Annotated in this window: 23 protein-coding genes, 1 tRNA gene and 2 pseudogenes; 10 read left to right on the top strand and 16 right to left on the bottom strand. The window is 39.4% G+C overall.

The window, feature by feature from the left end:
* Nucleotides 1-7: 7 nt before the first annotated feature.
* The 5 genes from FTU62_RS12925 to FTU62_RS12905 all read right to left on the bottom strand — a co-directional run bounded on the left by FTU62_RS12925 (nucleotide 8) and on the right by FTU62_RS12905 (nucleotide 9,026).
* The gene (locus FTU62_RS12925) at nucleotides 8-2,023 is read right to left on the bottom strand and encodes a hypothetical protein (protein ID WP_180102886.1); all 2,016 of its coding nucleotides are present in this window, start codon (nucleotides 2,021-2,023) and stop codon (nucleotides 8-10) included.
* A 213-nt stretch (nucleotides 2,024-2,236) separates the two neighbouring features.
* Complete coding sequence (locus tag FTU62_RS12920; protein WP_180102885.1) at nucleotides 2,237-3,004, bottom strand: 1-acyl-sn-glycerol-3-phosphate acyltransferase; 768 nt, start codon at nucleotides 3,002-3,004, stop codon at nucleotides 2,237-2,239.
* Nucleotides 3,005-3,015: 11 nt separating this feature from the next.
* Nucleotides 3,016-4,131, bottom strand: a complete 1,116-nt coding sequence (locus FTU62_RS12915) for a beta-ketoacyl-ACP synthase III (RefSeq protein ID WP_111885081.1) — start codon at nucleotides 4,129-4,131, stop codon at nucleotides 3,016-3,018.
* Nucleotides 4,132-4,161: 30 nt separating this feature from the next.
* Nucleotides 4,162-8,049: an ATP-dependent RNA helicase HrpA gene (gene hrpA, locus FTU62_RS12910; protein WP_218948624.1), complete on the bottom strand. Its 3,888-nt coding sequence runs from the start codon at nucleotides 8,047-8,049 to the stop codon at nucleotides 4,162-4,164.
* Nucleotides 8,050-8,582: 533 nt separating this feature from the next.
* Entirely contained in the window at nucleotides 8,583-9,026 is a 444-nt protein-coding gene (locus FTU62_RS12905; protein WP_180102883.1) for a hypothetical protein, read from the bottom strand.
* A 356-nt stretch (nucleotides 9,027-9,382) separates the two neighbouring features.
* On the opposite strand from FTU62_RS12905, the gene ahpC reads away from it, so the two are divergent.
* The 3 genes from ahpC (at nucleotide 9,383) to FTU62_RS12890 (ending at nucleotide 11,139) form a co-directional block, all read left to right on the top strand.
* Nucleotides 9,383-9,946 carry an alkyl hydroperoxide reductase subunit C gene (gene ahpC, locus FTU62_RS12900; protein WP_078193727.1) on the top strand — a complete coding sequence of 188 codons (564 nt, stop codon included), beginning with the start codon at nucleotides 9,383-9,385 and terminating at the stop codon, nucleotides 9,944-9,946.
* A 291-nt stretch (nucleotides 9,947-10,237) separates the two neighbouring features.
* Nucleotides 10,238-10,714 (top strand): hypothetical protein, encoded by a 477-nt coding sequence (locus FTU62_RS12895; RefSeq protein ID WP_180102882.1) that lies wholly within the window; start codon nucleotides 10,238-10,240, stop codon nucleotides 10,712-10,714.
* A 218-nt stretch (nucleotides 10,715-10,932) separates the two neighbouring features.
* Nucleotides 10,933-11,139 carry a KTSC domain-containing protein gene (locus tag FTU62_RS12890; protein WP_078189026.1) on the top strand — a complete coding sequence of 69 codons (207 nt, stop codon included), beginning with the start codon at nucleotides 10,933-10,935 and terminating at the stop codon, nucleotides 11,137-11,139.
* An 86-nt stretch (nucleotides 11,140-11,225) separates the two neighbouring features.
* Here FTU62_RS12890 and FTU62_RS12885 read toward each other — a convergent pair whose 3' ends face one another.
* Together FTU62_RS12885 and FTU62_RS12880 are read right to left on the bottom strand one after the other, a co-directional pair.
* Entirely contained in the window at nucleotides 11,226-11,819 is a 594-nt protein-coding gene (locus FTU62_RS12885; protein WP_180102881.1) for an O-methyltransferase, read from the bottom strand.
* Nucleotides 11,820-11,876: 57 nt separating this feature from the next.
* Nucleotides 11,877-12,095, bottom strand: coding sequence for a DUF1653 domain-containing protein (locus FTU62_RS12880; protein ID WP_078189028.1), 219 nt, complete (start codon nucleotides 12,093-12,095; stop codon nucleotides 11,877-11,879).
* 284 nt (nucleotides 12,096-12,379) lie between these two features.
* Between FTU62_RS12880 and ahpF the strand changes: the two genes are divergently transcribed.
* From ahpF to FTU62_RS12865, 3 genes are all read left to right on the top strand, one after another.
* On the top strand, nucleotides 12,380-13,945 hold the full coding sequence (gene ahpF / locus FTU62_RS12875) for an alkyl hydroperoxide reductase subunit F (RefSeq protein ID WP_180102880.1): 1,566 nt from the start codon (nucleotides 12,380-12,382) through the stop codon (nucleotides 13,943-13,945).
* A gap of 267 nt (nucleotides 13,946-14,212) precedes the next feature.
* Entirely contained in the window at nucleotides 14,213-14,455 is a 243-nt protein-coding gene (locus FTU62_RS12870; protein ID WP_078192893.1) for a hypothetical protein, read from the top strand.
* Nucleotides 14,456-14,692: 237 nt separating this feature from the next.
* Nucleotides 14,693-14,887, top strand: a complete 195-nt coding sequence (locus FTU62_RS12865) for a hypothetical protein (RefSeq protein WP_111885752.1) — start codon at nucleotides 14,693-14,695, stop codon at nucleotides 14,885-14,887.
* A 71-nt stretch (nucleotides 14,888-14,958) separates the two neighbouring features.
* Here the strand turns inward: FTU62_RS12865 and FTU62_RS12860 are convergent, their stop codons facing one another.
* Together FTU62_RS12860 and FTU62_RS12855 are read right to left on the bottom strand one after the other, a co-directional pair.
* Nucleotides 14,959-15,603 carry a LysE family transporter gene (locus tag FTU62_RS12860; protein WP_180102879.1) on the bottom strand — a complete coding sequence of 215 codons (645 nt, stop codon included), beginning with the start codon at nucleotides 15,601-15,603 and terminating at the stop codon, nucleotides 14,959-14,961.
* A 146-nt stretch (nucleotides 15,604-15,749) separates the two neighbouring features.
* Entirely contained in the window at nucleotides 15,750-16,322 is a 573-nt protein-coding gene (locus FTU62_RS12855; RefSeq protein WP_180102878.1) for an FxsA family protein, read from the bottom strand.
* Between the two features lie 132 nt (nucleotides 16,323-16,454).
* Here FTU62_RS12855 and ruvC point away from each other — a divergent pair, with 132 nt between their 5' ends.
* Nucleotides 16,455-17,000, top strand: a complete 546-nt coding sequence (gene ruvC, locus FTU62_RS12850) for a crossover junction endodeoxyribonuclease RuvC (protein ID WP_078189034.1) — start codon at nucleotides 16,455-16,457, stop codon at nucleotides 16,998-17,000.
* A gap of 70 nt (nucleotides 17,001-17,070) precedes the next feature.
* On the opposite strand, the gene FTU62_RS12845 is transcribed toward ruvC, so the two are convergent.
* Together FTU62_RS12845 and FTU62_RS12840 are read right to left on the bottom strand one after the other, a co-directional pair.
* A complete protein-coding gene (locus FTU62_RS12845) occupies nucleotides 17,071-17,346 on the bottom strand; it encodes an acylphosphatase (protein ID WP_180007390.1) in 276 nt (91 codons plus the stop codon).
* 1 nt (nucleotide 17,347) lies between these two features.
* Entirely contained in the window at nucleotides 17,348-18,835 is a 1,488-nt protein-coding gene (locus FTU62_RS12840; RefSeq protein WP_180102877.1) for an NAD(P)H-hydrate dehydratase, read from the bottom strand.
* Between the two features lie 20 nt (nucleotides 18,836-18,855).
* Between FTU62_RS12840 and queG the strand changes: the two genes are divergently transcribed.
* On the top strand, nucleotides 18,856-19,950 hold the full coding sequence (queG, locus tag FTU62_RS12835; protein ID WP_111885754.1) for a tRNA epoxyqueuosine(34) reductase QueG: 1,095 nt from the start codon (nucleotides 18,856-18,858) through the stop codon (nucleotides 19,948-19,950).
* Between the two features lie 277 nt (nucleotides 19,951-20,227).
* A complete protein-coding gene (gene bioB / locus FTU62_RS12830) occupies nucleotides 20,228-21,220 on the top strand; it encodes a biotin synthase BioB (RefSeq protein WP_168379635.1) in 993 nt (330 codons plus the stop codon).
* Nucleotides 21,221-21,347: 127 nt separating this feature from the next.
* Here bioB and FTU62_RS12825 read toward each other — a convergent pair whose 3' ends face one another.
* Together FTU62_RS12825 and FTU62_RS12820 are read right to left on the bottom strand one after the other, a co-directional pair.
* Nucleotides 21,348-21,572 carry a hypothetical protein gene (locus tag FTU62_RS12825; protein WP_078192886.1) on the bottom strand — a complete coding sequence of 75 codons (225 nt, stop codon included), beginning with the start codon at nucleotides 21,570-21,572 and terminating at the stop codon, nucleotides 21,348-21,350.
* Between the two features lie 536 nt (nucleotides 21,573-22,108).
* On the bottom strand, nucleotides 22,109-24,313 hold the full coding sequence (locus tag FTU62_RS12820) for an OsmC domain/YcaO domain-containing protein (RefSeq protein ID WP_180102876.1): 2,205 nt from the start codon (nucleotides 24,311-24,313) through the stop codon (nucleotides 22,109-22,111).
* 368 nt (nucleotides 24,314-24,681) lie between these two features.
* Here FTU62_RS12820 and FTU62_RS12815 point away from each other — a divergent pair.
* A tRNA-Ile gene (locus FTU62_RS12815) sits at nucleotides 24,682-24,758 on the top strand.
* Between the two features lie 375 nt (nucleotides 24,759-25,133).
* Here the strand turns inward: FTU62_RS12815 and FTU62_RS12810 are convergent.
* The 3 genes and pseudogenes from FTU62_RS12810 to FTU62_RS12805 all read right to left on the bottom strand — a co-directional run.
* Entirely contained in the window at nucleotides 25,134-25,475 is a 342-nt protein-coding gene (locus FTU62_RS12810; protein WP_180102875.1) for a hypothetical protein, read from the bottom strand.
* Nucleotides 25,472-25,687, bottom strand: a pseudogene (locus FTU62_RS17470) (HNH/endonuclease VII fold putative polymorphic toxin); the annotation flags it as partial. The pseudogene FTU62_RS17470 and the gene FTU62_RS12810, both read right to left, overlap by 4 nt.
* 132 nt (nucleotides 25,688-25,819) lie before the next feature.
* A pseudogene (locus tag FTU62_RS12805) lies at nucleotides 25,820-26,275 on the bottom strand (RHS repeat domain-containing protein); the annotation flags it as partial.
* Nucleotides 26,276-26,282 lie beyond the last annotated feature (7 nt).

The raw sequence follows: 26,282 nt of genomic DNA, 5'->3' as shown, positions 1-26,282 counted from the left end.
GCCAATCTTACTTTAAGCTATTGAACCTATTTAAAAATTCTTTGGCGATATTTACTTTTTCTATTTCTGCTTGGGTATTATTTGAATACTCGAGTTGATCAAAAACCAAAATGTGGTTTTGCACATGACAGCCCAAAGTCATCGATACATGCAAAATGGGATGGTACATATGAAAAGCTACATATACTCTTGCAATGATACTGGCGCTATAACTTGATGCCAAACAATGTTTAAAGTGAATAGATTCATCAATAATTCGATCGATGGTTTTTAATTCTTCAAAGACCCACTCTTGAAAATATATTTTGTCTTCTGTTGTAAATGGCTGCCAAACCGTTGTCGTAAATTGACGTTTTAATTGAGTTAACACTTCTTGCTTTTGTTGCTTAGCATGCCAATACACCGCCTGATGAAAGACCCCATTCCAGGTAATATTTTTAGGGACTGTATGACCTGTAGAATAAGTCGCACTGACATAATCACGCACATAGGCATCAAATACAGATACTCTTAAATTAGCATGCTTTAAATAAAATAAATTTCGAAAATCCTGCAGTTGAATTTTATGCTGTCGTAACATACTTAAAAACTGGCGATTTTCTTGGGTTTCTGGACGGATATAATCCATCAAAGCCTGTGGTAATTGCTGCGTACAACGTACTAAATGTTGCAGATAGGCCTGCATAATACGGCTCAAGGGTAGATAGACTTTTTTTATGGCCTGATCCTCCGCGCCTAACACCTGTCGCATTAAGATCAACCACTCATCTAAATACAAAATCGATGGGCTGATCACTACACGATGGTCATCATGCTGCTGATATTTTCGCTGTAAAACAAACTGCAGATTTTTTTCATGATTAAACCAATCATGTTCATGCGCAATCGTATGGCAATTTTGAATAAATAAGCGCGCTGCAACAAATTGAAAATGTTGTAAGGTCGCAAGAATCAATGTGGGATGCATTTGCTGTGTATCGACAAAACTTAATGCCGTCACAGTCACTCGTACATTACTGTGTTGAAAATTACGACTCAGCCAATCCAATACTTCGGCTGACTGCTTGAACATCCATCGCACTGCACGATTGTTATCGAGTAAAGGGAGTTTTCCACATTTTTTTTGCCAAATAGCTGTGGCTTGCACAAAATTGCTATGGCTTAATATGTCCTGCTCTGCCCAAACATCCCGATGCATCAAACGAATAAAACCCAGCAAATTGGGGCGCTCATATGCATGGTCGAGCAACAAAATAATATCTTCTATATGTTCATTTAATTCTTGTAAATTGAACCGATCTTCATAACTCAAACTCATGATCCGGTAAATCGTTGGATCTAAAAATTGTGCTGTAGCAAAACAAATCTCGTCCAAACTATCCATCAAGAGCTGTATCGGCAATATTTCAGCTTCTGTAAGTGAGTTGAGTGCGAACATCTGCTCAATCTTTTGCATCAACCAATGTGGTAGACAGATTTGGCATTCGATATACGTTCGCAATAGCGGTGTCTGATAAATCTGCTGCTCTTGCATCAACTGATCAAAAATTTGCGCTTCAACTGCTGTCATCTGTGCTAAAAACTGTTGAACACGCGCTGGCCCATTTAGATGTTGAAAAATCGACTGTAAGATCAATTGTCTAAATTGCTGTGCTTTTTCTCTGAGCAAGAGTGAATGTTGCGGCTTTAGGTCGCCAGTAAAAAAATACAATTCATGAAATAAGAAATCTTCTATTGCCTCAATACATGGCACTGTCGAATGCAATTCAGCAATTTTGATGGGTCTAAACGGACTTCTAGGAAACTGATATCCAATCGATTCACGACTTTGTAGTTGTAAGGTACACAGTCCATTACACAGTTGAATGCGGTGCTGCTCTTGTTCAATTTTAAAGATATTTTGTGAATTGAGTGCTGTAGCAAGTTCCATTTGCTCTTGATACAACTGCTTTAAACTTGGAGATATTCGAATAAGTTGCCGAGCAATATGCTCTAGCTGCGGGGTCAAGCTTTTCTTTTCCATCTTCCGCCCTAACGATCGTTGATTATTTTTCAACCTTCACTATAGTCAAAGTTTAATGCTCCGACTACTGCCATTAATCAGCCAAATAGCTGTACAAAAGGTCAATACAAAGGCGTTCAATAAAAAAAATCTAAAAGCTATTGTTGTGACAAAATTCACCATGATTTTGAGCTGTGACGAATAAAAATGGATGAAGTTGAAGAGTAGTCACTATTATTGATTTGTAGAATGTTGTTCTGCACGGATTCTTTTGAGCTGTTCTATCGCATTGTAAATATCTTGTTGTAGTGCCTCTCGATAGAGCTTTAAATCCTCCACACTCTGAATATGACTCAAACTTTGACGGGGTAAAAATTGAAAATAGAATGGAATGCGCTTGGGGATAATACGTTTGGGTAAAGACGGAATCACATCACCATGACGTAATAATTTATCGATTTTTTGTATTTTTAATAGTTGTTTAAACCAACGATGTTCAATAATCACACTGGCATCAAAACCCAGTTCAAAGACTTCATCTCCACCTAAAGCGGCAAAAGGCACGATATCATAATTAAATTCTTGCGCCAGTTTTAAAAAGCCATAACGTTGCTTCCAAATCAGTTGATAGGCTTCGCCTTTTCGCTTCAAAACCTCTCGACCACCACCGGGAAAAACTAAAATGGAATAACCTTGTTGCATCACTGTTCTGACATAGTCCTGAATGCCTTGGACTGCACCGAACTTTTTGACCATGCCACGCCAACCGGGCAAATAAAAATGGCTATGATCAGCAATACTGACCACAGCCACTTTATGTTCATTGTAGAGATAATCAATAATCAACGGTGAATCGAGCACACCGTAAATTGTATGATTCCCTACATACATTGCAGGTTTAGATGCATCGATGTATTCAGCGCCTAAAAATGTTGGCGTGAAATACATGCGGGATAAAGCGCTTAAACGCTTTATCCATTTTGCATCATGTTCAACCTGCAAATGTGCTGACCTTAGGCAGCATCATGTTTTTGAACAAGTACAGAACCTACTGAGTAGCCTGCACCAAATGAGCAAAGTACGCCATATTCGCCATGATTTACTTCATTCGCAGTACGGTGCAATGCAATAATGACACCTGCTGATGAAGTATTGGCAAATTCATCAAGAATGATTGGCACAAGGTCTGGCTGAGCATGTTCTTTACCCACAACCAGTTTCAGAATCAATTCATTCATGCTGGCATTTGCTTGGTGTAACCAGAAGCGTTTTACATCTGTTGCCGCAATTTTATTGTCATCCAATTGCTTAGTGATCATTTTCGCCACTAATGGACACACTTCTTTAAATACTTTACGACCGTCTTGACGGAAACGGTTGTTGTCGATGTCAGCATCGACTTCACTCATATTTAAGTAACCGAAGTTGTTACGAATGTTGTTTGAGAACTGAGTAAACAGGTCAATATCCAACACTTCAAAACCAGCTTTGGTTTCAGTTTCTTCAATGATCGAAGCCGTTGCAACGTCACCAAAGATGAAGTGACAGTCACGCATACGGAAATCTGTGTGACCAGATGTGATCTCAACGTTTACCAATAACACGCGACGAGCGCCTGATTTGATCGCGTCATAGGCTTGCTTGATACCAAAAGTTGCAGCTGAACATGCAACGTTCATGTCATAGGCATAACCCTGAATACCCAACGCAGTTTGAATTTCAATTGAAACGGCTGGATATGCACGTTGAATATTAGAGCATGACAAGATCACAACATCGATGTCTTCAGCAGTCACACCCGCATTTTCCATCGCTTGCTTTGCAGCAGCTACGCCCCATTCCGCTTGAATAGACAATTCATCATTTGAACGTTCATGCAATACTGGGCGTAAACGTTTTGGATCTAAAATACCGCTTTTTTCAGCAACATAACGTGCTTTTACGCCAGATGCTTTTTCGATAAATTCTGCACTTGAACCACGGCGCGCTTCTAGCTCACCGGCTTCAATTTTTTCAGCATTATCACTGTTGTACTGTTCCACATAAGCATTTAAAGCTTCCACTAACTCTTCGTTAGTAATTACGTCTTCTGGATGATAAAGACCTGTACCCGTAATGCGGATGCCCATGTAAAACTCCTTTTAGAAAATACCTATATCTTAACTGATTCCGAGCTTATCCCATACTTTTTGCAAGCGGGATGGAGAAATTGGCATCTTGGTCTTCATTGGTTGAGAGAAAATAGAGATGCGTAACTCCTCAACCATGAAATACAATTCTTTAAGGCGAGTGTCATTTTTAAACTTAAATAATTTTTCCATCCATGGGTCAACTTGATCAATGGCAGAATTGTCCCTTTGTAGGTTATTTGGCAAGCGGTCTAAACGCAAGACTAATGCCTTCAAATATCTTGGAAATTCGAGCCACACATCGGAAGTTTTGCCATAAACGAAATCTGAAAGTTGCATCAAATCGAGTTGATCTTCAATGTCATCAACGTTCTTTCCAAACACAGAATCATCTAAAACCAACAATTTCCGACGTATATCCTGCCATTGAATATAGGTTTCAGTTAAAACGGCTAATGCTTGTTGCCCATGGGTTAAGAAAGATTTCTTTACATTTAAAATCAGGTTTTGGTACTCCTGCACATTGACAGGTAGCTCATTTATTGCAAGCTGAAGTGTGGCATAAACTAACATTTGCTCTAGTTTGGCTTTGTCACCTAGCGGTGAATAAGCCAATGCCAAGGGTTTAGAAATCTGTTTTTTCAACTGACGAACTAAGTCACCCAACTGCATATGAACCAAACGAATGATCCCTTCGCGGTGTTGTTTGACTGCTTCAAATTGGTCATTGAAAGTCTGAATCACCACACCAGATTCGTCTTTGGCATCCAACTCTGCAAAGCCTTTGACTGGAACAAGCGCTTGGTATTGTTTCACCACCACACCCGTGACTTTTTGTGATGCTTCGAACACAAAATTATCAGGGAAGGTTTTAAACTCACCTTTTAACTGTTTGACTGGGCTATGAGTTTCTGTACGACAGCGTGCTTTGAGTTCATCTAGATCACGACCTTGCTCAATCACACGGCCTTTTTCATCAATGACTTTGATTAAAGGCAGTAGATATTGCTCAACACGTTCCCAAGAAAAGTCCTTATCTGTGATTTGCTCACCACGCAGTTGGAACGCCAAGAAACTAAAAATATGCTCGCGCAAATGCACGGCATCGACACGATCCATCAATTTACGCGCTGTATCAGGTATTGGCACCAAGTGACGGCGCTTATCTTTTGGCAATGCTTTAAGTAAAGCTTCAATCAGGTCTTGTCGCCAACCAGGTATACCCCATGACCAAATATTTTCATCCACTTGCGGCAAAGCTTGAACTGGAATTTTGACCGTTGCGCCATCTTCATCATGACTTGGGTCAAAACGATAACTTGCAGCCAAACGCAGTTCACCATTTCGTAGGTAGTCTGGAAATTGCTGGGTCGTTGGACGGTCATTCATCCAAAGCGAATCATCATCGATAAATAAATACCGTGGATTTTTAGGTTCTACAGTTGCACGCCAGTCTTCAAAACTACGACGACTTGCCACCTCTTCAGGCACTTTTGCAGCATAAAATTGGTAAATGGTTTCCTCATCCACTACCAAATCACGACGACGCAGTTTATCTTCAACACGCTCAACTTCTTCGAGTTTTAATAAATTGTGTTTTAAGAACGGCGGCGTAATACCCAAATGTCCCGTCGTCAACGCATCGCGTAGGAAAATTTCATGCGCCGCCGGATGATCCACTTTTTCATAATTAATCTGACGACGTGGCTCAATAATCAAACCAAATAAAGAAATTTGATCATAAGCATTCACCACACCAGCTTTTTTCGACCAATGCGGCTCAAAATAATGATGCTTCAATAAATCGCCAGCAGCCAATAAAATCCATTCAGGTTCAATTTTCGCCAATGTACGAAGATATACCTGAGAGGTTTCCACCATCTCAAAAGCCATGACCCAAGGTGTATTGGTTTTATGCAAAGTTGATGCAGGGAAAATACGTGCCTTTTGCTGACGCACCGCCATGAATACATTGCGTTCATCTGTTTTATTGGCAATAAATGAAAGCAACCCTGTTAAAAGCGCACGATGCAGATTTTCGTAATTGGCTTTCTTTTCATTAAAGGACAGTTTTAAGCCCTGAGCCAAATCCACCAATTGCTCATGTGTTTTTTTCCACTCACGGAGGCGTAACCAACTGAGGAAATGGTTGCGTGCAAAGGTTCGACGCTTATTTTCACTCATGTCACGATTTGCGACTAGAGCTTCCCATAATTTGATATAGAACAAGAAATCCGAGTCAGCTTCACGGAACAAGGCATGTTTCTGATCGGCCTGCATTTGTTTATCCGCAGGACGTTCACGTGGATCTTGTACCGCTAAAGCAGCGACAATAATTAAGACTTCATTTAATACACCAAAATGCGCTCCACCCAAAATCATCCTTGCAAGACGTGGGTCGATCGGCATTTTCGCCATTTGCTGACCAATTTTGGTTAAAGCACCATTTTTATTATTCGCATGTTTTGTGCCTTGTTTTGCTTGGTTTTCCGAAGCAACTTGCGGTACATACGCCGATTTTTCTTTTAAAGCACCTAATTCAATTAACAGCTTACGACCATCATTCACCAAACGATGATCTGGCGGCTCAATAAAATCGAAGTCTTCTAATTCACCAAAGCCCAAACTTTGCATTTGCAAAATAACCGAGGCCAAGTTGGTTCGTTTAATCTCCGGTTCGGTAAATTCAGGACGACTCATAAAGTCTTCTTCTGAATACAGTCGAATACACACACCCGGTGCAATACGACCACAACGACCTTTACGCTGATTTGCTGCCGCCTGTGATACAGCCTCAATTGGTAGACGCTGTACACGTGAGCGATAGTTATAACGGGATATCCGTGCAAAGCCACTATCAATTACATAGCGAATATTTGGCACAGTTAAGGCAGTTTCTGCCACGTTGGTGGCAATAATAATCCGTCGCCCACCGCCTGATGGATTGAAAATCTTTTGCTGTTCTGCCAAAGCCAATCGAGCATATAAAGGTAAAACTTCGGTATGTCGTGGCCCAAACTTTTGCAGTGTTTCCTGTAACTCACGAATTTCCTGTTCAGTGCTGGCAAAAATCAAAATGTCCGCATGTTCAGGATGACCTTTTTCCTGTGCATCTTGAAAACATTCTTCTACTGCCGAAACAACGGCACGCGGTAGATTTTCTTCAAAATCATCAAACTCATCGTCATCACTGCCAACAATACTCAGCTCTGAAATCGGACGATAACGCAATTCTACAGGGAAGCTTCGACCTTCGACTTCAAAAATAGGTGCCCCATCAAAGTAATTCGAGAAGCGATTTACGTCTAATGTCGCGGAAGTAATAATGACTTTGAGATCTTTACGACGTGGCAAGAGCTGTTTGAGATAGCCCATGATGAAGTCAATATTTAGCGAACGCTCATGCGCTTCATCGATAATAATCGTGTCGTATTTATTTAAGAATCGGTCATTGGCCAGTTCAGCCAATAAAATACCATCGGTCATTAATCGAACGATGGAATCTTGTGAACCTTGTTCATTGAAACGAACTTTAAAGGAGATCGACTCCCCCAGCTTTTCGCCCACTTCTTCTGCAATACGTTGCGAAACACTACGCGCTGCTAGTCGACGGGGTTGAGTATGGCCAATCAAACCTGTTAAACCACGACCTGCAAGCATGGCAATTTGAGGCAACTGTGTGGTTTTACCCGAACCCGTTTCACCTGCCACAATAATCACTTGATGCTTTTGAATCGCTTCAATTAGTTTGTCCGCATACTGCGTAACAGGTAAGTCTTGATTTAATTTAATATTGGGAATGCGGGCAATCCGTTCGCGCACTTTCGCATTCGACTTTTCAAACAAATCTTGAAATTTTTCAGGATTGGCTTCTTTGCCTTTTTTCAGCCGACTTAAGCGATGGCGATCACGAACCATGACCAATTGATCGACATTTAACTGACTTGGCACAGATGCATTATCCTAATAATTAAAATAGAACCGAATATTTTACGCTGTATGTAAAAATAGTGAAAGATGAATCTATTTTTTGCGTGCCTGAAACCAATAGGTAAAGCCGAACAGAATAAAATGATAAAAAACTAAAATTGCGGCCAATAGCCAATAATTGCCACATGCTTCAATACTGCCATGTAATGGCTGATAAAATGACACTGTATAGAATATACTCAATGGCACAATTAAAAACATCAATAAAGTGAAAGTGATGATCAAGAAATGATGAACAGATTTTGCTAAGCACAAAAAAATTGAAAATAAAATGCAAATCTACCCAATAAAAATAAATAAAAGAGGTTCATCCGATGAATAACCATTCATTTCAGCATAATAATTAATTTGATTCGGGCTAGCACCTTGAAATGAAAGCACATTCTTGATTCATCCAGTACAGAATAATAAAGCCACATGCTGACTAGAATAGGCAACTCAAGCCAATCCATTTGAAAGCTTTATACATTAGTTTCAGTGCCATAGAAAATGTAAACGAAACTAAAAACAATAAATATGCACTGCCCGATCACCCATGCGAACAACCAACCATTATGACAATAAACAATACTGTCATAGATAATTTTTGAAATTGAAGCAGTTTCTATCATTAAAATGATGATGAATTGAAAAATCGCATATAGCCATAATATAACCACATACCAAGCACGTCTAAATGATAGCAACAGTGGGAAAAAAAAGAAGATTCCAACGATTCCCATGCTACTCAATAGCGTAGGATCATCTGATGAAGTTCCTAATAGTTCATTAAAATAGGTCGCTTTTTGAGGTTGCAAGTATTCATAGATACATAAATTTGTACCTGTGTCTTCAACTTTAAGAATACATAGTGATGCAAGTGCAAGACTGAGAATGGCAATGATACGAAAAAATTGACTAAGCACCTGATCAAATCTGGAGTCATTTTATGTTCATGCCATCTTATATGAACAAATTCTATAATTTGAAATATTTTTTATAACTTTTTTAGAGATCACCCTTGAAATCTTATGCCACAAGCATCATGTTAGTTACAGACTTTGAAAAGATGATTTTGTCATTTTACTTTCAACTTTATATGGCATTGATATGGCTTATATCGAATGAAATAATGATAAATAATCGTTATTGCTGAAATAGTTCTGGAGTGTACTAATTCGGATTTTCCGATATTAGTTATGTAAAAATACTATTTCAGCAATAAGAAAAATTTCTGTACCCTATTGGAAATCAAAAACAAACCTCAATCATGGAGACAATGATGAGCTTAATTAATACTGAAGTTAAACCGTTTAAAGCACAAGCATTCCAAAATGGTCAATTCATCGAAGTAACTGAAGCTGATCTTAAAGGTAAATGGTCTGTTGTATTCTTCTACCCAGCTGACTTCACTTTCGTTTGCCCAACTGAACTTGGTGACCTTGCTGACAACTATGCAGAATTCCAAAAACTAGGTGTTGAAATCTACTCAGTTTCTACTGACACTCATTTCACTCACAAAGCTTGGCACGATTCTTCAGAAGAAATCAAAAAAATCCAATACGTAATGGTTGGTGATGCGAACTGGACTCTTGCTAAAAACTTTGACGTATTAATCGAAGCTGACGGTCTTGCTGATCGTGGTACTTTCGTTATCGATCCAGAAGGTAAAATCCAAATCGTTGAAATCAACGCTGGTGGTATCGGTCGTGATGCTCAAGAACTTCTTCGTAAAGTTAAAGCAGCTCAATACGTACACGCTCACCCAGGCGAAGTTTGCCCAGCTAAATGGAAAGAAGGCGACGCAACTCTTGCTCCTTCAATCGACCTAGTTGGTAAAATCTAATCTGTATTAGATTGAACTGATTCAAAAACCACGCTTTTAGCGTGGTTTTTTTATGCCTATTATTGGAGAGTATGTACCTCTATATACCCTACGCAGTTCACACTTTATTCCTACAACTTTAACGCTCAAGCACATTCCACATATCTGTAGATATTCATCAAGTTAGAGCTTACACAAATATAATAAAAATGCGCCGCAAACCCGAGTGTCTAGGCTTACATCTTTGCCAGTATTTCAGTATTTTTAACATGAGTTTTAGGTCAATTGCTTATTTCAGGAAGATGTAAGCCCATGAAAAAATATTTCGTCTCGATCATTTTAATTTTATGTTCGTTTACAACTTTTGCTGCCGTGAACTGCGAAGGTGAAATTAAAAACCAAAGTATTCGTGAAGATATTAAAGTCAAAAAAAATTGTCAGCTTGAAGGTTTAATTCTTCATGGCAATGTTATTTTAGAAAATGGCGCAAGTGTTGAACTGCATGACAACCATATCAAAGGCAATATTGAATCGAATAAAAATTTTACCAAGATCATTGCCAATCATAACAATATCAGTGGCAATGTCGATTTTACGACAGGGAAAAACATCCAACTCCTCAATAACCAAATTTCAGGCGACCTGAAATTAAAGAAAAATAACGGCAATATTGTTCTAAATAATAATGAAATCGCAGGTAATTTGATTTGTCTTGAAAATGCTTTTTCAATTAATGGCAGTAACAACCAAGTCAAAGGCAATAAATCAGAACAATGCCGTAGTTTTTAACTCCCCCGACACCAACAAGTGAGAATGACGCTTATGGCATTTCTCTGAACTGGCATTATTTTTATCAAATTAGTTGATAAAGAAATGAAAAAAATGTGAGATAAAACATTATTTTTTAACAATTCTGCAATACTCCATGCCCCGAATTTATCTTAATTTCAAATGAGATAAACCTTTAACTGCAGTATGACTATAACAACGCAATAAGGGGGTGGCTTATGACAACAACTGTTGTAACTTCTTGGAAATACAGTTCTTCTTCACGTTACTTAAAAATATTTTATGCGAATGGTTCTGGGGATCTCTTTTATCCAGTTTCACCTTTTATTTATGATAATTTACTTCGATGTAGTGATAAAACGGCATTTGTCCACAAATATTTAGAATATGATCTACATTTTTCACGCGTAAGCTTACAGGGTTAAACCGCTACGAGCTTGGTGCTATAGCAACAGTATTTTTATTAATTAAAAAATATTTTCAATCAAATCAGGGCTGAATGCCCTGATTTTTAGTTGCGCCAAGTCACCATAAAGAGTCCTGCGCCCACATTTAATGTCGTACTGATAAAACGATCATCCGCTTCAACACGTTGGATAAATTCAGCGACCTCATTGGCATGTGACAGCACATTATCCACGATTAACACGCCACTTTGAACTTGTATCAATTCAGCTAAATATGGCCAATACCCGATATACGCATCACGTTCTGCATCTAATAAAATGAAATCATAACGACGATTTGAATGCTGTAAAAAATGCAGTGCATCGCCATGATGAAATTCGATGTATTCGGATAAAGCTAAATTTTCCGCATGCTGTTTAGCTTTCTCAATGCGCGCTGCATCAATTTCAATGGTTTCGACCCGCCCTTGTGTAGACTGCGCAGCATCTGCTAACCACAGCGTGGAATAGCCTGTAGATGTTCCAATTTCCAAGATCTGTTTGGCTTGTTTTAAGCGAATTTGCATAGCTAAAAACAGTGCAGACTCAGGCTCAATATTTCGGTAACGCGCAAGTCGGTGATTTTGAGCAGCATCGTGAGCACTAAAGTCTGCATAGAGTTGTTGCATATAGTTTTTAAAATTTGCATCCATGCTCATGATTCTGTCCTTTTGTTATTTCTTTCATATTTAAAGATTAAAGTACTAAATATTTGCTCAGTGGGTTTCTTGGATCAGTTTAAAACGCGGAATTACTTCACCATCAATTTCAACAGTTTCCATAAACATTTCTAATGGTCTTACCCACATTGAATAGTCGTCATACAAGCACTGATAGACCACAACTTTTTCACGCGTTTCACTATGTGTTGCAACATGAAAGACTTGATACAACTGACCTTTATAATGCTGATAAATTCCCTGTTTAACCTGCATGCCATTTCCCTAAAAAAGTTCTCAATACAATAGCGTTGACTCTAGCATTGTCTTGCTTAAAGCGCGATGAATTCGTTTATTTTTCCACTATTTAACTTGTATTTCTCAATAGCGGCCCAATATTGACTGGATTCACATCGGTATATTCTTATGATTTAGAAAGAAATTTAATCACTTGATTTGTAAAACCGATTAATTTTATAAAAACAAACCGTTTCACCTATTTAATGGTTTGTTCTATCATTCTCTCATCAAATAAATTTACTCCTCTGGAGACGTTAGCAATGTTAGATCAAAATACTTCTGCTCAATTAAAAACCTTACTTGAACGCCTTGAAGGCCCGATTGAAATCGTCGCGACTTTAAACGGCACGGACAAATCAGACAAAATTAAAGAATTGGTAACTGAAGTTGCCGCTTTATCTGATTTAGTGACTGCACGTTTTGACGGTAACAACAGCCGTGCGCCAAGCTTTGGTATTGCAAAAGCAGGTGAAACACCACGTGTATTCTTCGCAGGTTTGCCGATGGGCCACGAATTCACATCTTTGATTCTAGCTTTGCTACAAACTTCAGGTTATGCACCGAAAGTTTCTGACGAAGTACTGAACACTATCAAAGGTCTAGGTCTTAAAACTGACTTTGATGTGTTTGTATCTTTAAGCTGCCATAACTGTCCTGACGTGGTTCAAGCACTTAACTTGATCGCAATTTACAACCCAGGTACAACTGCAACCATGATTGATGGTGCATTCTTCCAAGACGAAGTGGAAGAACGCAAAATCATGGCTGTACCAATGGTCTTCCAAGACGGCAACCACATCGGTCAAGGTCGTATGACTTTGGAAGAAATCATTGCTAAATTAGACACCAACTCTGCTGCAAAAGATGCTGAAAAGCTAAATGCCAAAGAAGCATTTGATGTCCTTGTGATTGGTGGTGGCCCTGCAGGTAATACGTCTGCAATCTATGCTGCACGTAAAGGTATCAAAACCGGTATCGTAGCTGAACGCATGGGCGGTCAGGTCATGGATACCATGGACATCGAAAACTTCACGTCGATTCAAAAGACTCAAGGTCCTAAGTTTGCTGCTGAAATGGAAGCACATGTACGTGAGTACGGTGTGGACATCATGAACTTGCAACGTGTATCTGACATCAAAGGTGCAGATGAAACAGCCAATGGCTTGGTTGAAGTGACTTTAGAGAATGGTGCAAAACTTGAATCTAAAACAGTGATTCTTTCAACAGGTGCACGCTGGAGAGAAATGAACGTTCCGGGTGAACAAGAATACCGTACTCGTGGTGTTGCATACTGTCCACACTGTGACGGTCCATTGTTTAAAGGTAAACGTGTTGCAGTGATTGGTGGTGGTAACTCAGGTGTAGAAGCGGCGATTGACCTTGCAGGTATTGTGGAACATGTAACGCTAGTTGAGTTTGATACTAAGCTTCGTGCTGACCAAGTCCTTCAAGATAAGTTAAACAGCTTACCGAACACCACTGTGATCATGAATGCATTGTCTACAGAAGTGGTTGGTGATGGTTCACAAGTGACTGCATTGAACTACAAAGACCGTGCAACTGATGAAATCAAAACGATTGGATTGGCTGGTATCTTTGTACAAATCGGTTTGTTACCAAACACTGATTTCTTAAAAGAAACAGCGGTTGAACTTTCAAACCGTGGTGAGATCGTAATTAACGAGCGTAACGAAACCAATGTAAAAGGTGTATTTGCTGCCGGTGACTGTACAACAGTACCTTACAAACAAATCATCATTGCAACAGGTGAAGGCGCGAAAGCATCATTATCTGCTTTTGATTACATCATCCGCTCTGGTCAATAATTCAATTTAGACAGAACAGCAAAAGCCAGTTTTCGAACTGGCTTTTTTTTATGACTGAAAATTCATGTCTTGTTTCATTTATAAATTATTAATAAAACAAATATTTAACTCTCTGACGCTTTTCACTTACACAATAATGAGCAAAACAAACCGTTTAAAACTTGTACAGCAGCTTATTTGCACATTAAGATAAAACAATCATCACGGATTGATGGTTGACAATAACAACAAGAATGTTGGTCAAATTGGACTAAATGGAGAATAGCAATGCACTATCAATATCACTGTGCTTGTTGCAATAAAGTGTTAGCTTCAAGCGATAAAGAATGTTCCGAATGTGGCTCGCATAATATCCGTAGCCCATATGGCTTTTGGATATTTTGCATACTCAGTTGTTTGGCTGTTGCCATTCTATTTAAGAGTGTTCAAGTGTATTTGCAACAGCACGATACTGAAGCGACAACCCAACTCAACATCTTTGAAGTACTCAAGCAAGATGGTAAAAATTAAGCTTTTTTTACAACAGCCAAATACAGCCCTATGAACAAGCTGGCAATGTGTAAAATTTTAGCTAAGCTGAATTTAAGCACTATTATCCAGTTGCTTTAAAGTCATTCAAAGCGAGAAATTAAAATGATGAAAGCCTGAATGATTTCAGGCTTTTTTTATGCGCTTGTATTGCTCTGCTTACTTATCTTCACAACAAAAACTCTTTAAACTATGACAATAGCAATGAGGTTCTAGACGATGGTGCAGTTAATAAAAAAAGGCGGTTTACGTGAACGTGCCAATCGTAGCCGATCATACAAAGGTTCTGAAAATACCGAAACCACCCTCAAGCCAAACCGCTATCGTGATCATGCTGAAACCACCGATGTTGCACAAGATCCATCAAATACAGCACCATCCAAAGACCAAGATCAAACCAATCCAGAGCAATAAAATTGGCACATAAAAAAGCCAAGTTCTAATACTTGGCTTTCGCTTTGCTGACAGCAATATATTCACTGCCCTTATAGATTGAACATTCTAATTGCGTCGAACCACAGCCAAATTGCAAAAATTAAAAATAACGCCCCTGAAACCACATCAATATAACTACCTGACCGTTGGTAGAGTGCTTTAATTTTAGGCAAAGACATAATCATCATAAACAAACTAAACACAATAAAGGTCTGAATCGGAATAATGACAGCAAGCTGTGCTTTTAGGTTACTACTGGCTGATGAACTCAACGCCAGTGAGAACACACTACTAAAATAGATCAGTGTTTTCGGATTGGCTAAATTTGTAAATAAACCTAATAAAAAATAATTTTCAGTTTTCTGCTGACTTAAGGCCTGCCCATCTTCTAAATTGGCTGTTTGATTTAAACTTTTTAGCCCGCCACTAAACATCGCCCACCCCATTTTCGCCAAGAAAAATCCACCAACAGCCATTAAAACTTGTTGTATCCATGGAAATTGCCCAACCAGAACCGTAAAGCCCAATAAGGTTAAAACGACCCATACCACAATCCCGACAGAGATCCCCGCAATAATTTTTAAGGTATTTGCACGCGTTGTTGATGCTGCACTTTTAGCAATTAATAATACATCTGGACCTGGACTCAACTGCGCAACAAAATGTAGCGCACAGATGGTGAATAACAGTGACATGCAAGCTGATTCATTTGAATTAAAACGTGAAGATTATATCGCCTGTTCAATTTTTTTGTTGGCAACACAAGGTTTATTTTTAGGCCGTATCAAAATTTACGCAAAAAAAAAGCCGAATACACATTCGGCCTTTCATACTGAGTTACTTATTTTTTATTGACATCTTTCAGTTCAATTTGTTTCGCATCTGGGTTTACTTCACGAGCTTCACCATCAATAACGGATGAATCACGACCTGATTGCTGATTTTGCATATCTTGCATTTGACGCATCATATCTGCAAATGGGTTCTGACCTTGAGCACCGCCCATGCCTCCCATATCGCCCATCATGCCACCCATCATTTTTTCCATCATGGCTTGCTGACGCTTCATCATTGTTTTCATCATGACTGCTTTCATGGCATTTTGTACAGGTGGAATCAAAATAAGTAATGCCATAATATCTGAGATTAGACCCGGTAACAGCAATAAGAAACCAGCCAAAATTTTTGGTAAATTTCCAGTTAAAGCTGGATCATTACTCATTTGACCTGCTTGCATTTGCTGCATTTGAGGCATCAGACCTGATGAATATTTACGGATAATATTCATCCCTATAAAGAAGGCCGCCACGAACCAGAAAAAGACATACCACATGCTGCCGACGAGGTCGCCCACACCGATCCAGACAAACACTTCCAGGATCAAGCCTGCTAAAATCAGAAGAAATAATTTCATGAAAATTAAACAAATCTCAGTAAATTAATTTAAGGTGTTGCGTTCAACTGCTCAATCACTATCAAGCTTTTTTGACACGCTTATGTAACAATATGGGCATATTTTTATTTTTAAAGGGCAAATAGGGCAAACATGTCATTAATTATCGGTATTGACCCTGGGTCGCGCTTAACTGGTTACGGCATCATCGAAAAGGATGGCTCTAAACTACGTTTTGTCGATGCTGGCACCATTCGTACCGAAACGACAGAAATGCCTGAACGCTTAAAACGTATTTTTGCTGGTATTGATCGCATCGTAAAGTTTCACGGGCCTACTGAAGCTGCGGTTGAACAAGTATTTATGGCTCAAAACCCTGACTCGGCCTTAAAATTAGGTCAAGCACGCGGTGCTGCCATTGCCGCTTTAACCAATTTAGATTTACAAGTCGCTGAATATACTGCACGTCAAATCAAACAATCTGTGGTCGGCTATGGGGCTGCTGATAAAGAACAAGTCCAAATGATGGTTATGCGCATTCTGAACCTAAGCATCAAACCCCAGCAGGATGCAGCCGATGCTTTGGCTGCCGCAATTTGTCATGCGCATGCGTCTGGTAGTATGAGTAAAATGGCTGTACTGAATGCCTTAGGTGGTATGGCTCGTGGCCGAAGCCGTGTAAGCACTCGACGTCGATAAATATTCGTCAAATCATATAGTTCAGTAATTCAGACTGTTTTCAAAACCCCACTCAATCTAGTGATCAAACTTAGCGAATCATTTTAAAACCGCTATAGTCTAATTCATGCATTGGAATTTCTTGCTGATCGATTTTAGTTACGTCTGCTCGTAAAGGACCCACCAGACTGTGTTTCAGTATTTTATGAATGGCGTCTTCAGTTCCAATAATCAGCGCTTCAACTTCGCCCGTCGCTAGATTTTTCACATAGCCATTTAAACCAAGTGCAACCGCTTGCTGTTCAAACCAACGACGATAACCAACACCCTGAACTTTACCTTGAATTCGCAATTTAACCGCATGCATTTTAGTCTTCAACTCCTGAATGATTGACCACATGATAAACCGCTTGGGCCATATCCTGCGCTTGCAAACCACGCATCCCCGGCTTCGCCAATACATCACCTGCTAAAGCATGCAGGCTTACGATTTCATGCAGATGTATTTGCTGATGGAATTGTGCTTTTAAACTGGCAATCATCCCTGCAAGCACATCTCCCATACCGCCTGTACCCATTCCTGCATTACCTGCGGTGCAAATCCAAAGTTGATCTTCGAGTATCAAGCTGCCTGCGCCTTTAAGCACCCATTGACCTTGAAATTTTTCTTTTAAATGTTGAATTGCTTGTACACGATCTGCTTCAACTTCAGCAGTAGTAATACCCAGTAATTTCGCAGCTTCACCCGGATGTGGCGTTGCATAGGTTCGTGCATTCAAATTTTTAGGTGCTTCAGCTAGAAACCATAAGGCATCTGCATCCAAAACAATTTCCAAGGTTGACTGCTGAATCAATGGAAACCATGACTGAAACTGCTGTTGTGCCCAATCGTCACGACCAAGCCCCATGCCAAAGCTAATCGCATCGACTTGATCGATCAGTTGCTGAATTGCTTCTGTAGTTAATGCATTGATATCGCGTAGCATAATATTTGGTGCGCGCGCCAAAATAGCGGTGTGATGTCGTGCATCACAAACAACCGTAACCTTACCTGCACCTGCATGGAATGCAGCCTCAGCAGCCATAATCACCGCCCCACCCATTTCAGCATGGCCACCAACAACCAAAACATGGCCATAACTGCCTTTATGACCAAAAGCTTGACGTGCAGGTAAAGTGATTTTCTGTGGCGACAAATACGCAAGTGGCGCTAGCTCTGCATCAGTCGGTATGCATGCTATCACCGAAACTTCACCTGCATATTCCTTCGCTTGACCTGTAAATAGCCCTGCTTTTAGACCCAATGCCGTAAAGGTATAATCGGCTTGAAATGCGATGGGTAAAGGCTGCCCTGTATTGGCATGTAAACCGCTTGGAATATCAATCGCAACTTTGAGTCCCGTGCATGCATTTAATCGTTGAATAATGGCTTGCCATTCGCTAGAAAGTTCACGATTGAGCCCTATACCAAATAATGCGTCGATATAGACGTCATAATCTCGCTGAAAATCAAAATGTGTATAGATCTTAAGCTTGTGATCTATCGCTTCCTGTACTGCAGAATGTAAGTCCTTCGATGCCCCTATTTCAGCGGCATAGATATCAACTTGAAAGCCTGCTTGCTGTAGGTATTGCGCTGTAAGATATCCATCACCTGCGTTGTTGCCCTGCCCACAACATACTGCAATATTATTTAAATTTTGCTGCTTTAACATTGGAATGAGTTGCTGAGCAATCGACCATGCGACCTGCTGCATCAGACCATAACTGCTATTGTGCTGAGCAAACCAACGCTGCTCCCAAGCTTGAATACTTTGGCTAAGATAAACAGGGCTATGGTAAACTTGCAGACGCATTGTTTTTCCTTGTTATGATTATGGCCGCTTCAACTCCTGCACAAAAAATTCCTGTCGATCAATATGATCCAGAAACCCTAAAAGCATGGATTAAAGCACAAGCCTTAAATTTAGGTTTTTCTGATTGTGTCATCGCAAAGCCAGATGCTCAAGAGGAACTCCCTCGTTTTAAAGAATATTTAGAACGTGGTTATCACGGCGATATGAAATTCCTAGAGGAAAACCTTGAAAAACGTGCCAATCCAGCACTTTTAGTCCCCGGCACCCGCAGTATCATTTGTGTCCGCATGGATTATTTGGTCGAAACCCCAAAACCACGTTATGTTCCTGATGAGCCAAATGCAGCCATCATTGCACGCTATGCACGAGGTCGTGACTACCACAAAGTCATGCGTGGTCGTTTAAAAACCTTGTCGAATATCATCCGTGAAAAAATCGGAGATTTTGAATCTAGACCCTTTGCCGACTCTGCACCAGTGTTTGAAAAATCCTTAGCTGAAAATGCAGGCATGGGATGGACAGGCAAACACACCTTACTGATCCATAAAAAATCAGGCTCATTTTTTGTATTAGGTGAGCTGTTTACATCACTCGATTTGCCTTTTGATTCTCCGGCAACCAAACATTGTGGTTCATGCACAGCCTGTATTGATATCTGTCCAACTCAGGCCATCGTTGAACCCTATATGTTAGATGCACGTAAATGCATTGCCTACTTAACCATCGAATACAAAGGCATCATTCCTGAAGAATTACGCCGTGGCATTGGCAACCGTGTGTTTGGTTGTGATGACTGTCAGCTCATCTGTCCATGGAATAGCTTTGCGCATAAAACTCAAATTGAGGACTTTTATCCACGTCATGGCCTCGACCAAGTGAGTTTATTAGACCTTTGGCAATGGGATGAAGCCACTTTTTTAAGCTGTACTGAAGGCAGTCCTATCCGACGAACAGGCTATCAAAGCTTTATGCGAAATATCGCCATTGGCTTAGGCAATGCACCATACAGTTCAAATATTGTTCAATCATTAAAAAATTCTCGCGAAAAACATGACGCGATTGTGCAAGTTCATATTGATTGGGCAATTGCAGAACAAAACTCAAAAATGCTTTAAGGACTTTTATTCTCTATTTTCCAGATCCTTACAAAGTTTTCATTTAAGCTAAAACTTAGTGACGTAATCCGAGAAAATTAATTTTTTAGCTCAAAATAAACATTGCAGCGATTGTGCTGTCATTTAGCATAACTTTGCAAGTATCTTAAATATCAAAAGTTCTTCGAAAAAGTCATTTCAATGCATTTTAGCTAAATTGCAATGTTACAAAATAGTCTTGGAAGTCTGCAAATTTTACGTATGATGATCTGCATTAGGCAGAAAATATGGATCATTTATGAGCTACCGAAATGACTGGACACATCCAGAAATACAAGAGTTGTATCAACAACCATTGATGGATTTATTATTCCAAGCACAGACCATTCACCGTGAATATTTCCAAGCCAATCATATTCAAGTCAGCACCTTACTTTCGATTAAAACCGGCAAGTGCCCTGAAGACTGTAAATATTGCTCTCAGTCTGCACATTATGACTCTGGATTAGAAGCTGAAAAACGTCTGGCTGTGGAAAAAGTCATCAATGAAGCGAAAGCTGCGCTTGCCTCAGGTTCTTCACGTTTTTGTATGGGCGCTGCATGGCGCAATCCACATGAACGGGACATGCCCTATGTGCTAGAAATGGTGCGTGAAGTCAAAGCGCTGGGACTTGAAACCTGTATGACCCTTGGCATGCTGAATCAGTCTCAAGCAGAGCGCCTACATGAGGCAGGCTTAGATTATTACAACCATAACCTCGATACCTCTCGTGAGTATTATCCCAATGTCATTAGCACGCGTAGCTATGATGACCGTTTAACGACGCTAGACTATGTTCGCCAATCTGGAATGAAAATCTGTAGCGGCGGAATTGTGGGCTTAGGTGAAAGCCGTGATGACCGTATCGCCTTTTTGATGGAGTTGGCAACGCTGCCGATTCATCCTGAATCCGTGCCGATTAATCTCCTTGTCCCTATTCAAGGTACCCCACTTGCAGAGGTTGAGAAACTAGATGTGATCGAATGGATTCGCACCATTGCAGTCGCACGGATCATTATGCCAAAAAGCTATATTCGACTCTCTGCAGGTCGTGAATCCCTGAGTGATTCAGAACAAGCTTTGGCATTTATGGCAGGTGCAAATTCACTCTTTTCTGGTGAAAAACTACTGACCACGCCAAATGCAGGGGAAGGCAAAGATCAGCTTTTATTTAGCAAACTCGGTTTAGTGGCTGAACAGCCCAAACCAAATGCTGCACAGCTTTCAACTGATGCCATGCAAATGGCTTAAAATCTAAGCCCCGAACATCGGGGCTTAGTTCAATTGAATGATCAGTGATAGGTTTCAATGTGCAATGCAAGATACGGTGCGAATCAATGAAATGGCTAAATCACCATGAGTAGGGAAAATATATCGTTTACTTAGCGAAGTTATGTGCTGTTATTAAAATACCATAGCCTGCATTTAAATAATCCCCTTCACGAATGATGTCTTGACCATTAGCATGTTGAACTACCAATTGCTGCTGAATCGCATCATAATGAAAAGATTCAAAGCAATCTTGATGTTGTAATAACCATGCAATGGTATCTGCCATATTGGCATCGACGGTATAACGCTCGGCTTGAAAATCTTTACTCATATCTGCATGAAAACTGTGAATGTATTTCTATTTTAATGATTTCAATATTGACCGGCATTAAAAAAGTGAGCTTTCGCTCACTTTTTTTTCGGCTGAGACTCTGCATTACTTTGTCACACCGCACTTACGACATTCCTTGTGCGAACCGATTTCTTCCATTTGCTCGTATTCGTAAATATGCAGGCAAAATAGTTTTCTGAATAATTGAAGCATGTTGTTAAAACTCCCGTTTATTTATTAATGTGCTTCTAAATATTTCGTCCTGAAATATTATGATCATGCCTAAACACGCCATAGCTAATTTATTAGCATATTTTTCCAATGAGTCAAATATCTTTACTTTAAAATGACACAATTTCGGATAATCGGTTATTTTTAAGCCTTCCTTATATTCACCTGAGTTATAAGGATTTTTATTAATATCAACATCACAGATATAGATTAATTTTCAGCAAATTTCGCACAAAAAAACTCCCCCTTAGGAGAGTTTTTTCAAATAGATGATCACATGAGTAACGTTATTCACAAGCCCAGATTTAAACGTTCTGACTGGCAAACTTCGCACGTGCAGCATGCAATTTTTTATAGCTATCAATCAGACGTAAATGACGATCTAAACCTTCAAGTTGCATATTGGTTTCAGTTAAACCGTAGAAGCGAAGACTGCCATCCATTGAACCAATCACTGCATCCATACGTTCGTCACCAAACATACGACGGAAATTATGTTCATAGTCATTGAGATCTAAGTCATCGTCCAATTCAACTTCTAAAACTACATTCATGCATTGATAGAACAAACCACGTTCGACCGTATTGGTGTTGTATTGAAGGAAGGTTTCGACCAACTCTTTTGCTTCTTCAAATTCTTGTAAGGCAATATAGATCAGTAGTTTGAGCTCAAGAACCGTTAATTGGCCCCATACAGTATTGTCATCAAACTCAATCCCGATGAGCGTCACAATATCCGTGTAGTCATCCACTTCAAGCTCTTCTAAGCGCTCAACCAGTGACACTAACTCATCTTCATCTAGACGATGAATGTTTAAAATATCCTCACGGAAGTCCAAAGCTTTGTTGGTGTTATCCCAAACCAAGTCTTCAACCAAATACACTTCAGAATAACCCGGAACCAAAATACGACATGCCGTAGCACCTAGATGCTGGTAGACCGCCATATACGCTTCTTTGCCCATGTCTTCTAGAATCGCAAACATCGCTGCAGCTTCTTCCGCATTGGCATTTTCACCTTCTGCAGTGAAATCCCACTCTACAAAATCATAGTCTGATTGTGCGCTAAAGAATTTCCAAGACACCAAACCACTTGAGTCAATAAAGTGTTCTACAAAGTTATTTGGTTCAGTGACTGCATTTGAGCTAAACGTTGGTTTTGGTAGATCGTTTAGACCTTCAAAGCTACGGCCTTGTAGAAGCTCGGTTAAGCTACGCTCTAAAGCCACTTCGAGTTTAGGGTGCGCACCAAAAGATGCAAAAACCCCACCTGTACGTGGGTTCATTAAGGTTACGCACATCACTGGGTACTGACCACCAAGTGAAGCATCTTTTACCAATACAGGAAAACCTTGTTCTTCTAAGCCTTGAATACCTGCAACAATACTTGGATATTTGGCTAAAACCTCTTCTGGTACATCTGGTAGAGCCAATTCACCTTCTAAAATCTCACGTTTTACTGCGCGTTCAAAGATTTCAGATAAGCATTGAACCTGCGCTTCTGCCAAGGTATTCCCTGCACTCATCCCGTTTGACAAGTATAAATTTTCAATCAAGTTTGATGGGAAATACACTGTTTTACCATCTGACTGACGGACAAATGGAAGAGAGCAAATACCGCGTGCTATATTTCCTGAATTGGTGTCATATAGATGTGTACCTAATAACTCATTTTCTGGGTTATAAATTTCACGTGTGTAGTCATCCAAAATTTCGACAGGTAACTCGCCTTCTGGGCCGGGTTGGAACCATTTTTCATCTGGGTAATGCACAAAGTCAGCATTGGCAATCTCTTCACCCCAGAACTGGTCGTTATAGAAGAAGTTGCAATTGAGACGTTCAATAAATTCACCCAAAGCCGAAGCTAATGCGCTTTCTTTGGTTGAACCTTTACCATTGGTAAAACACATTGGCGATTGTGCATCACGAATATGTAGAGACCAAACATTCGGCACGATGTTACGCCATGATGCAATTTCAATCTTCATGCCTAAACCAGCCAAAATACCTGACATATTGGCAATGGTTTCTTCTAAAGGCAGATCTTTACCCGGAATAAACGTGGTACTGTCTGACGCTAAATTCGGCATAAGTAAAGCTTGTGCATCTGCATCAATGCTTTCTACTTCTTCAATGACAAACTCAGGACCAGTTTGAATCACTTTTTTAACCGTGCAGCGGTCAATTGAACGCAAAATGCCTTGACGGTCTTTGTCAGAAATATCCGCAGGTAGTTCAACTTGAATTTTGAAAATTTGCTTATAGCGGTTTTCAGGATCAACAATATTGTTTTGAGATAAACGAATATTGTCTGTCGGAATGTCTCGCGCCGCACAATACACTTTTACAAAATACGCTGCACATAATGCTGATGACGCTAAAAAGTAGTCGAATGGTCCGGGAGCAGAGCCATCGCCTTTATAGCGAATAGGTTGGTCGGCAATTACCGTGAAGTCATCAAATTTGGCTTCTTGTCGAAGGTTATCGAGATAATTAACCTTAATTTCCATGTGGGCACCTAAATATTCTTATGTGTCAGTGCAACACATAAAAATGAAAACATAAGCCGAATAACTGTAGGACATTGACTTAAAAATGTGAGGCCAGTACCAATCTAAGCGCTTTTGGGCACGGTACTGACAAGAATGGGCATTATTATAAGGTTATTTTGACTGTTTGATAACTTTTGTCGTGATTTACATCACGATAGAATCCGGCACTTTGTGCATTTTGGTCGAATCTAAGCTCAACTGCTGCAACTACAGCCAATTTGTTGTGTTAGTGTGCAGCCGTGAAGAAAAAGACTTGTCTTTTAAAAAAATCTTCGCTAGTATGCTTTTCGTCTGAACTTGTTGATAAATAACACATTCAGAATATAGGGCCTATAGCTCAGTTGGTTAGAGCAGCGGACTCATAATCCGTTGGTCCACAGTTCAAGTCTGTGTGGGCCCACCAATTTTTTGTAATCATATGCACAGCTTTGCAATGATTTCATATATAAACCCATGAATTATAATGATTCATGGGTTTTTTATTTCTTTTTTGCAATATGCTGCACTGTAATATAGAAAGCTTTTCTTTATAGGATTTGTGATCTATATAATTTAACTTCACTTTACTTTTAAATGGCTAAAAATTAAGTATAAAAATCAAGATTTAATAACACGACAATAAGTATCTAACCGATAAGTCGTAAATGCATCAACGATGTACAGGTCATCTTCCGCGACCTGACATTCATACTCCACACTCTGAAGCCATTTAGGTTGTTTATCAAAAGGGCTTTGTATTTCAAATCTTTGTGCAACAAAGCCGTATTTAAATACTAAATTAAAATGTTCCTTCTTTAATTTTTTTAATTGATTCTACTCTACCCCATTCATATTTAAATTGTATAGTACCTAAATTTAAAGTATGTATTTCAAAATAATCATTTAATATTTTATTGTCTTTAACAATATTATTTAATGATATATTCTTAATCAATAAATCATCAACTCCAATAAAACTAATATCAACAAATATGGATTCAATCCCACCTTCAAATTTAAACTTAATTTCTAAAGTAGGATCATTGTTTTTAATCATTATCTTGTAAATTTCTACATTATTACAGTCTAAAGAATATTTATTAAGTGCCATCGGGTTTAATAAATTTATTTGCTCAATCATTTCCGATTCCTACAGTCAAAATAATAATGATCATCCATTCCTTCAACATTACCAGTTCTTGTATTGTCTGGTGGTCTAACATTGTGGTGAGAAGGCTGATTACCAGTCCCATCTGCTTCGCCAAAATCATGACCTGCTGAATGATCTTGAATTATAACAATTTTTCCGTTTGCGCTATAAGTCATTTCTCGCGTCATAATTGGCATATTTTTATCATTAAGAATTCTTTTACCATTTTTATCAGTTAAAGGTACCATTTTTTGACTAATAGGTTGTTGACTCATTGGAATTCCCAATTTGCGTCTTATCTCACGAAGACTTTCCCTACGATATTTCTGGCATGTTAACCCATTTGGATCAACCCAACTCGTTGGATTTGGTACATATGCATAATTATTACTCCCACCAGACAATCCAATCGGGTCTTTACTTACAAACCGCCCCACAAAAGGCGAGTAATAGCGGTAACGGTTATAGTGTAAACCTGTCTCTTGATCGAAATACTGACCTTGGAAACGAATGTTGTTTGAGATAATTTCACTGTTTTCGAAGAAACTCGATTTAGCCTTTTCAGCCTTACACTCACCCCAAGCCTTATACTCAGCTTTCCAAATGATTGCACCTGTATGGTCAGTCATTTCTTGTGGTGTACCTAAATGGTCACAGTGATAGAACCATACATCATCAAAGCCGTTACTTTGTTTGGTAGTTTTCCATAATGGATCACGATGTACGCTATAAGGTTTATCTGACCAGTCAGGCGTTTGGTGTAATTCTATCGGGCTTTGATAGACGGCTTCTTTAATT

It is taken from the genome of Acinetobacter sp. YH12126 (assembly GCF_013418745.1).
Classification (GTDB): domain Bacteria; phylum Pseudomonadota; class Gammaproteobacteria; order Pseudomonadales; family Moraxellaceae; genus Acinetobacter; species Acinetobacter amyesii.
Note: the sequence above shows the minus strand (reverse complement) of the source record. Positions and strands in the feature narration are given on the sequence as shown.

Excerpts from the sequence above, each read along its gene's own strand:
- FTU62_RS12890 (WP_078189026.1), top strand. The coding sequence starts at position 10,933 with ATGACAACAACTGTTGTAACTTCTTGGAAATACAGTTCTTCTTCACGT.
- FTU62_RS12880 (WP_078189028.1), bottom strand. The coding sequence starts at position 12,095 with ATGCAGGTTAAACAGGGAATTTATCAGCATTATAAAGGTCAGTTGTAT.
- FTU62_RS12825 (WP_078192886.1), bottom strand. The coding sequence starts at position 21,572 with ATGAGTAAAGATTTTCAAGCCGAGCGTTATACCGTCGATGCCAATATG.
- hrpA (WP_218948624.1), bottom strand. The coding sequence starts at position 8,049 with ATGGTTCGTGATCGCCATCGCTTAAGTCGGCTGAAAAAAGGCAAAGAA.
- FTU62_RS12860 (WP_180102879.1), bottom strand. The coding sequence starts at position 15,603 with ATGTCACTGTTATTCACCATCTGTGCGCTACATTTTGTTGCGCAGTTG.
- FTU62_RS12845 (WP_180007390.1), bottom strand. The coding sequence starts at position 17,346 with ATGCATGCGGTTAAATTGCGAATTCAAGGTAAAGTTCAGGGTGTTGGT.
- bioB (WP_168379635.1), top strand. The coding sequence starts at position 20,228 with ATGAGCTACCGAAATGACTGGACACATCCAGAAATACAAGAGTTGTAT.
- FTU62_RS12820 (WP_180102876.1), bottom strand. The coding sequence starts at position 24,313 with ATGGAAATTAAGGTTAATTATCTCGATAACCTTCGACAAGAAGCCAAA.
- FTU62_RS12855 (WP_180102878.1), bottom strand. The coding sequence starts at position 16,322 with ATGAAATTATTTCTTCTGATTTTAGCAGGCTTGATCCTGGAAGTGTTT.
- FTU62_RS12810 (WP_180102875.1), bottom strand. The coding sequence starts at position 25,475 with ATGATTGAGCAAATAAATTTATTAAACCCGATGGCACTTAATAAATAT.
- ahpF (WP_180102880.1), top strand. The coding sequence starts at position 12,380 with ATGTTAGATCAAAATACTTCTGCTCAATTAAAAACCTTACTTGAACGC.
- FTU62_RS12885 (WP_180102881.1), bottom strand. The coding sequence starts at position 11,819 with ATGAGCATGGATGCAAATTTTAAAAACTATATGCAACAACTCTATGCA.
- FTU62_RS12865 (WP_111885752.1), top strand. The coding sequence starts at position 14,693 with ATGGTGCAGTTAATAAAAAAAGGCGGTTTACGTGAACGTGCCAATCGT.
- FTU62_RS12925 (WP_180102886.1), bottom strand. The coding sequence starts at position 2,023 with ATGGAAAAGAAAAGCTTGACCCCGCAGCTAGAGCATATTGCTCGGCAA.
- ahpC (WP_078193727.1), top strand. The coding sequence starts at position 9,383 with ATGAGCTTAATTAATACTGAAGTTAAACCGTTTAAAGCACAAGCATTC.
- FTU62_RS12840 (WP_180102877.1), bottom strand. The coding sequence starts at position 18,835 with ATGCGTCTGCAAGTTTACCATAGCCCTGTTTATCTTAGCCAAAGTATT.
- FTU62_RS12895 (WP_180102882.1), top strand. The coding sequence starts at position 10,238 with ATGAAAAAATATTTCGTCTCGATCATTTTAATTTTATGTTCGTTTACA.
- FTU62_RS12870 (WP_078192893.1), top strand. The coding sequence starts at position 14,213 with ATGCACTATCAATATCACTGTGCTTGTTGCAATAAAGTGTTAGCTTCA.
- FTU62_RS12915 (WP_111885081.1), bottom strand. The coding sequence starts at position 4,131 with ATGGGCATCCGCATTACGGGTACAGGTCTTTATCATCCAGAAGACGTA.
- queG (WP_111885754.1), top strand. The coding sequence starts at position 18,856 with ATGGCCGCTTCAACTCCTGCACAAAAAATTCCTGTCGATCAATATGAT.
- ruvC (WP_078189034.1), top strand. The coding sequence starts at position 16,455 with ATGTCATTAATTATCGGTATTGACCCTGGGTCGCGCTTAACTGGTTAC.